Origin of the sequence: Mycoplasma elephantis ATCC 51980, assembly GCF_000687815.1 — a bacterium.
GTDB classification, from domain to species: domain Bacteria; phylum Bacillota_I; class Bacilli_A; order Mycoplasmatales; family Metamycoplasmataceae; genus Mycoplasma_H; species Mycoplasma_H elephantis.
The window spans coordinates 1-7,826 of record NZ_JHXU01000017.1 but is presented as its reverse complement, the minus strand read 5'-3'; the positions used below and the strand labels follow the sequence as shown (position 1 = coordinate 7,826).

Annotated in this window: 6 protein-coding genes; all 6 read left to right on the top strand. The window is 27.6% G+C overall.

Going from position 1 to position 7,826, the window contains the following annotated elements:
* The coding region (locus tag T380_RS04405; RefSeq protein WP_036437102.1) for a hypothetical protein at positions 1-1,819 on the top strand (1,819 nt) is incomplete at its 5' end.
* A 3-nt stretch (positions 1,820-1,822) separates the two neighbouring features.
* Positions 1,823-2,335, top strand: a complete 513-nt coding sequence (locus T380_RS0103570; RefSeq protein ID WP_027334507.1) for a hypothetical protein — start codon at positions 1,823-1,825, stop codon at positions 2,333-2,335.
* Between the two features lie 3 nt (positions 2,336-2,338).
* Complete coding sequence (locus T380_RS0103565; protein WP_027334506.1) at positions 2,339-5,452, top strand: ABC transporter permease subunit; 3,114 nt, start codon at positions 2,339-2,341, stop codon at positions 5,450-5,452.
* Between the two features lies 1 nt (position 5,453).
* Positions 5,454-6,392, top strand: a complete 939-nt coding sequence (locus tag T380_RS0103560; protein WP_027334505.1) for a sugar ABC transporter permease — start codon at positions 5,454-5,456, stop codon at positions 6,390-6,392.
* A gap of 3 nt (positions 6,393-6,395) precedes the next feature.
* Positions 6,396-7,598 carry an ABC transporter ATP-binding protein gene (locus T380_RS0103555; protein ID WP_027334504.1) on the top strand — a complete coding sequence of 401 codons (1,203 nt, stop codon included), beginning with the start codon at positions 6,396-6,398 and terminating at the stop codon, positions 7,596-7,598.
* The coding region (locus tag T380_RS0103550; RefSeq protein ID WP_027334503.1) for a hypothetical protein at positions 7,598-7,826 on the top strand (229 nt) is incomplete at its 3' end. The genes T380_RS0103555 and T380_RS0103550, both read left to right, overlap by 1 nt.

The window sequence follows — 7,826 nt, the reverse complement described above, 5'->3', positions numbered from 1 at the left end:
TGTAAGAAAAGATTTAGAAGATCCAAAAAATGACACAATGTTAGAACTTGTTAAACAAGGGCGCGCATTCTTTAGACTCCAAGATTTTTGATATGGAAATGGTATTTTAGGTGGTGTTCTTGATAAAGATACTCTTTCAAAATTATTGTATGTAGATAACGGAAAATTAACTTCTGGTCTTTTAGAAGATAACAAATATCACGATAAATTTAAAGAAGCAGTTAATGTAATGTCGGAAATATTCTACACAATTTATGAAGCTTCATATATAAAGAGTGCTGACGAATATAAAAATACAGAATTTGGTAAAAGAGGTATTTCACAAGCGGATCTTAAGGCATTATTAGTAAGTGACATGGGTGCTGTAAATAATAAAGTTTTTGAATTAATGAGTACTGGTAAATTAGAATATGGAATGATCGGAACATGAGATGTTCAAGTTGCACAAAAAGCCGGAAATGCTAAATCATTTTTAAACTTTGATAAAATAAATGAAAAATATTCATATAAACAAGCATCAGGGTCATGATCATATATGATTAATATTAGAAATAATAGTGCAAGCGATAACCGTAGAGAAGCTATTATAGAATTTTTAGAATGTCTTTATAAAGCTGAACCATTCTTCGAGTACTTTAAATCAGACTCAAAAGTTCCATTTACAAACTCATTAAAAAAAGGTTTGGAAAGCAAAGTTCAAGCATTATCAATTGAAGAAAATAAAGCATTTGAAGAATTATACAAAAAATTAAAATATACAAATGCTAAAGAATTTGAAGACGCATATGATGCTTTTGTAGGTGAAGTCAATAAATTAAAAGATGCATCAGAAACAAATGATACATGAAGTGATAATAATGGGGCTACAGGTGCTAATGAACTTGCTCTTCAAAAAATTTTAGGCGCAAAAGCAAAAGACATTGCTAAAAAATTTGCACTTGATGAACAAAAAGTTATTGATTATGCAAAAAAACTTGATAACAAAAAAGGAACCGGTTTACGTAATGTTATTGCTGGTATTTTCGGATTAGAATTATCTAAAGTAGAAGGAAATGGCCAAGAATGACAATTGGGATTTGATAAAATTAAAGAAGATGCAGCTAAAGATGATTTCTTTAAAGATACTCTTCAAACAGAAAACTCATTCCACATAAGAAAATTAGAAAAGCTTATTTTTGGAGCAAATGGAGATCAAGGAACAGAAGTTTCTGAAGTATTAGCAAAATACCAAGAAGCAATTAAAGATAACACAGTTGACAAATTAATTGAAGAAGCAATTGAAAAAGCTAAACAAATATCACTTAAATTAGCAAAAACACCAGTTGATGAAGCTAAAATAAAAGAAGTTGTTGAACAATACATCAATGGTAAATACTTAGCACCAGCTTATGTAAGAAACTTTGGAGAAAATTTATTTAAAGAAAGTAAATTTATTTCAACAAAAGACTCAAGTATTGTTTTAGAAATTAAAGAAGTTTCTGATGTAACAGAAAGTTACAGAAAAACAAAAACTATTGATAAGATTTATGAAGTTATTTCATCAGATAAAACTCTTAAAGATAATGGGTTAAATATTATTAAGTTCCAAGATGGTCGTATTGATCAATCAAATCCACAATTTGGTAACGTTGCATGAAGTACATGAAATGATACAACATTTGGAAATAAACAATTTTATGAAACACTTACTAAGGATGGTGTTAAAGATTTAGCTACTTTCCAAGCAAGAATGCTAAAACAATTACAAGATCAATATAAAGCAAAAATAGATACTATTAATGCTGGAGAAAATTCAACAGCAACAGTTCAATTTGTTTAGAATATGATTGAATCCCCATATATAAAACCAAAAATAAATATAGATAAATTAAGTTTTTATATTTTAGTTGGTTGTTTAACAATATTAACATTGTTAATATTGTTTTGGGTTTTAATACCATTTTCTCTAGGGTCAAAATATTTAGAAAACAATGAATTAACATATGAACAAAAAACACAACTTGCCAAGCAATTAACAATTATTAAGATAGTATCATATATAGCCAATTCATTGGCGTTAATATGTTTTCTTATATATATTGTTTTCTTACGTCATAAATTAAAAGCGGGATATGGATTTTTAATTTCGTGAATGTTTGTCTTTTCCGTTTTAAGTGCATTACCATGGTTTCGTGGGACAAAATATTTATGATTAGAAGAAATTATTGTTGGTTGTTTTATTAGTTTAGTGTGTGTAATAATTGTTTTCTATTTAGTGTTTTTAGCTTTTAAATTACATTGAACACGTCGTATTCATTTTTACGAGTGATTCAAAATACACAAAAAAGGAAATTAATGCATGGAGAAATTAAAGCTTTATAACTGATATGGTGAAGAGTTTGATACGATTCTACCGGAACAGCAAAACACCTTAAAATCCTATAAACTTCATGTTAAAAATGTTGTTGCTAGGAGAATTCGCAGAATTAATGCGCAAAAGAAAATTGATAAAAACTTATTTTTGCGAGCTAAAACCAAACTACAAGATAATCTTGGAAGAGAATTATCTAGTTTACGTGCAGCATATGTTAATAAGTTAAAAGTTATCAAGGAAAATAAAAATTTATTATCATTTACTAAAACACCTCAATCTTTCATTAAAAAAGAACTCAACAGGCTAAAAAAACAAAAAAAAGAATTATATTTATATGTTAAAGATTTTCGAAAATCTTTAAAATTAACAACTGACCCCATAGAAAGAAAAAAAGAACTTCTATTTGAATTAAAAACAAAGACAAAATCTGATGAACAAGAAATTTTTGCTAAATATGCAATTTACAATATTACAATAAAATATATAAATAAATATGATGATAAAGATTTTGATATTAAAAAGATTTCTTCTTCGTTGAGTGATTATGAATTAAATTTCATAAATAATATAAAAAATGTTAATGATTATTTTAAATTATTCTTTGAAAAACTAGAAGAACGTCGAAAAGAAGTTAAAGATCAACAATTACATCAAGCAGAAAAATATGCTCATAATATTGATTTAGAAAAAAGAATTTACAAAGCAAATTGTAAAAATATAAAATTGGAAACAAAACAAAAGATTCTTGCTTCTGAGTATGAATATAATCAAAAAGCACAAATTCTTAAAAATGAAGTAAAACTCTATAAAAAAGAAGCATTTTCTAAAATTAAAGAACATAAAGAATTAATTAATAAATCAAATAATACAAACATATCAAAAATAAAAAAAATAAAAAATAATGCTAAATATCAAATTAAAAAAATAACTTTAGAATACAAAAAATCACTTAAAAATATTCCTGATTTAATTGCCAAGAAAAGTTATGAAGAATATTGCGATTTTCTATTAAAAAACAATATTATTAAAAATAAAGTTAATGAAAATCAAAAAATTACAAACAACTCAACATTAAGAGATTTTATTAGAAATGAAGAAATTGTTTATAATTCAGAACTAAAATCACTTCCTCTTTGTAGAATATTAAAGAAAACATTTTTTGGTTCAACAAATTTAAATACTCTTAAAAAAGAATATATTTGATTATTACAATCTGAATTACATCTTAAAAAAGCTGAAATTTATGATAAATTTTCATATGAAGGTAAGTATGAAAAAGAAATTGGTTATTCATTAAAAGAAAAAGCAATTGGTACTGAACAAGTTAGACTTGAATTCTTAGAAGAAAAAGCTTCAACATTGTTTTATTCTAAAATTGATAAGTTAGATTTATCATTATTAAAAAATAATGAATTAATTAATGAAAAAGATCGCTTAACAAAACTTTACCTACGCGAAAAAAATAGTGTTAAAGAAAATAAAAAAACTATTAAAAAAGAATATGATGATACAATTTTGCAACTTAAAAATAAATTTAAAAACAAAGAAATTTCAAAGCAAGCATTTAAACACAGCAAATTAGAAGCAAAAATTGCCTTCAAAGAAAAAATGTATGAATTGAAAATTCAAACAGAATCTCTTAAAAACAAAGAAATTCTCAAAACATGATTTATTAGAAGACATGCGGAAATGAAGATTCTTGCAAAGATTTATGAAAGTAAAGTCAATGAAGCAACAAAAACCATCCCAATTGAACCAATTCCTCACATTAAATGAATTTGTACAATACTTTCATTATTTATTCCTGGATTATCAGAATTAATATTCTTTAAGCAAAAAATAAAAGGAATAATTTTATTATCTGTTACATTATTTTTCTATGCAATATTAATTCCGTTTTGCTTTGGATTTTATACTCAGGGTCAAAATGGTATGGAAGGAATTCTAAGTTTTATTGACTTAGGGGCAAGACATCATAATACGAGTATGGGTGTTTTTAGGGATGCTCGTCGTTATCTATTTGGTGGAGTGCTTTCAGTAATTGTTTTAACTATAACTATTATATTTTTCATTGCTTGCGCAATAAATTCCTACAGAACGGCTCAATTACTTGAAGAAGGTTCAAGACCAAGTAAGTGATCATATACAAAGAGATGACTTAATACTAGTGGGTTCCCTTGAATGATTTCTATAATTGGTTGAATCTTTATGTTATTTATAGTTTTAGCTCCTATTATTACTTCTGTTTTGATTTCGTTTACTGATTATGGTTATTTACATCAAGCGCCATCACAACCTGTTCATTGAGTGGGTTTAAAACAATGAGGATTATGATGATTGTATAGAGAAAACGGAATGATTACAGCTCTTCAAAGAATTATAGGATGAACAGTAATTTGAACAATAGCATCAACCCTTTGTCCAATTGCATTAGGAATTTTACTAGCTATATTAGCTAATAATCAATATTTAAAAGGTAAAAAATTCTTTAGATTAATATTTATTATTCCTTGAGCAATACCTGCCTTTGTTATGCTTTACTTTTTAAGGACAGCATTTGTTAGCGGAGACTCTGGTTATATTAACTTGATTCTTTTAAAATTAGGGATAATTAAAACTCCAATTGAGTGATTAACTAGAATAGATACTGCAAGAGCAACATTGATTGTTGTTCAAACATGAATTGCTTATGCATTTATATTTATGTTAGTTACAGGGAATTTGCAAGCTATTCCAAGAGATATTTATGAAGCGGCATCAATTGATGGTGCTAAAGGACGTCATAAGTTCTTAAAACTCACATTGCCATCATTGCTTCTTGCGATTGCCCCTATGTTAATAGGTCAATTTATAGGTGCATTTAATAACTTTGCAACAATCAGTATCTTCACTGGAGGTGATCCTAAATTCTCGGATACAACCGCATACCAAGAAGGTGCAACAGATATCTTGATTTCATTTATTTATAAACTAACAACAGGAGTTGTAAAAATTGAATCAGATCAAGCGTTTGCAGCTGCTCTTACAACACTTGCCGCATTATTTAGTATTGCTATTGCGGCTCGTGGATTTATAAAATCAATGACAAGGAGAGATTAAAATGGCTATATATAATTCAATTTCAAAAACAATATCGCCAGATCAAATTAAAGATACAAAAGTTAGAATAAACTATAATCTTTCTGACAAAAAACCTCCTACACCAATGGAAATAGTGTGATTATTTGTTAATTATTTGATTATGATTGGTTGATCTTTAATTGTTTTATTTCCTGTTGTTTCATTGATTGTTTCTTCATTTAATGTTAATAACCCGCGGGTGTTAGCTATTACACCATTTAAATTCGGATGAGATAACTTTACATATTTATTTACCAGTGAAAGAAGTTTCTTTTTAAGGTGATATGGTAATACATTAGTATTAGCGTTTCTAACAATGTTTATTTCAACCACTTGTGTTGCTTTAAATGCGTATGCATATTCAAGATTCAAATTTGCGGGATCAAAGCATTCCTTAACAATTATTATGATGCTACAAATGATCCCAGCAACCTCATCCCTTATTTGTTTGTATATTATTGTTAGAATGGGGAATTCTCTAGGTATTAGTTCAATAATGATGCTTGTTCTTGTATACTCAGGTGGAGCAATTTCAAGTAATACATTTATGTTAAAAAGCTATTTAGATACTGTATCGAGAGAATTGGATGATTCTGGAAAAGTTGACGGATGTACAAATTGAGGTTTATTTTTTAAGATATTATTACCAGTAATTACACCAGCTTTAATTATGTACGCTTTATGAGCATTTCTAACACCATTTACTGATGTTATATTGCCTAAATTCGTATTAACTGATAATGTTGAAAAAACACTTGCTGTAGGTCTTAACATTTTTCTAGAAGCTGAGGAAAAACAAAAAAACGTTGGCGCATATGCTGCCGGATCAATATTGGCTTCATTGCCTGCTTTCTGCCTATTTATGTATCTTCAAAAATACATTGTTGGCGGATTATCAGAAGGTGCTGTGAAAGGATAAAATATGTTATTTAAAGATAAAAAATTTGAACAAGAACAAGAATTAGATGATTTTAATTTTGAAAATATCGATTTAGATAAAATGCTTAAAGAAATCGGAGAAATTCGCAACACTGATAAAGGCGCTAACATCGAGCTTAAAGGTATTTCTAAAAAGTATGAAGGAAATGAACATTATACGTTGGAAAATATTGATTTAAATATTGAATCTGGTAAATTCTGTATTTTCTTAGGACCTAGTGGATGTGGGAAAACAACACTTTTAAGAATGATAGCGGGATTAAATTCTATAACAAAGGGTGATTTATTATTCAATGGTAAAAGATACAATAACTTATTACCTAGCGAAAGAAATATCGCTATGGTCTTTCAATCGTATGCTTTGTATCCACACATGAACGTTTATAACAATATTGCTTTTGGTTTAAAAATAGCTAAAGAACGTAAAGATGTTATTGATAGACGTGTTAAAGATGTAGCTAAAATTTTAAAAATTGAAAACTATTTATATCGTAAACCTCGAGATTTATCTGGGGGGCAAAGACAACGTGTTGCAATAGGTCGTGCTATCGCAAGAAAACCACAAGTATTTTTAATGGATGAACCATTATCAAACCTTGATGCCAAACTTCGTGAAAGTATGCGTCGTGAAATTGTTCATATTCATCGTATGCTAGGAGCTACAAGTATATATGTTACACACGACCAACTTGAAGCAATGACTATGGGGGATCAAATCGTTGTATTTAATGACGGAAATATTCAACAAAACGGAACAGGAAGAGAGTTATACTTTAAGCCAGCTAATGTTTTTGTTGCAAAATTTATCGGTTCCCCAACAATGAACACTTTTGATGCAACATGTCAAGATAGCGTAATTAAAAGTGAGTTTGGTGATATAAATATAAGACTTTCTGAAGAACTAGCAAATAATCTTAAAAATAAGAAGCTTATCGTTGGTTTTAGGAGTGAAGATATTTATATTAAATCATCAAAAACAAACAAATCAACTCCTGGCGCAATTAAAAACATAGAATTAATAGGTAAGGAACAACTTGTTACTGTTAAACTAATGAAAGATGATATTGAATTCATAGTTACTGCAAGCAATTCGGAAACATATTCATTATATTCAAAAGTTAATATAGAATTTAATGAAGAAAGAATTCATATCTTTGATTTTGAAACTGGCAAAAGGATAAATTAATGTTTCAATTATCAGAAAATTTATCAAAATCAAAAGATAATTATTTAGTTAGAAAAATCCTACTTTTAATTTCTATTATATTAATTTGTATTACAATTGCATCATTGATTTGCTATTTATTCCACTTCTACAATAGAATTGATCAAGAGATAACATTTTTAAAAGATGTTGATCCAGCAAAAATTCATTCAACTAAAGAAAAAATAGAAAGTGATGCACTAATTAACT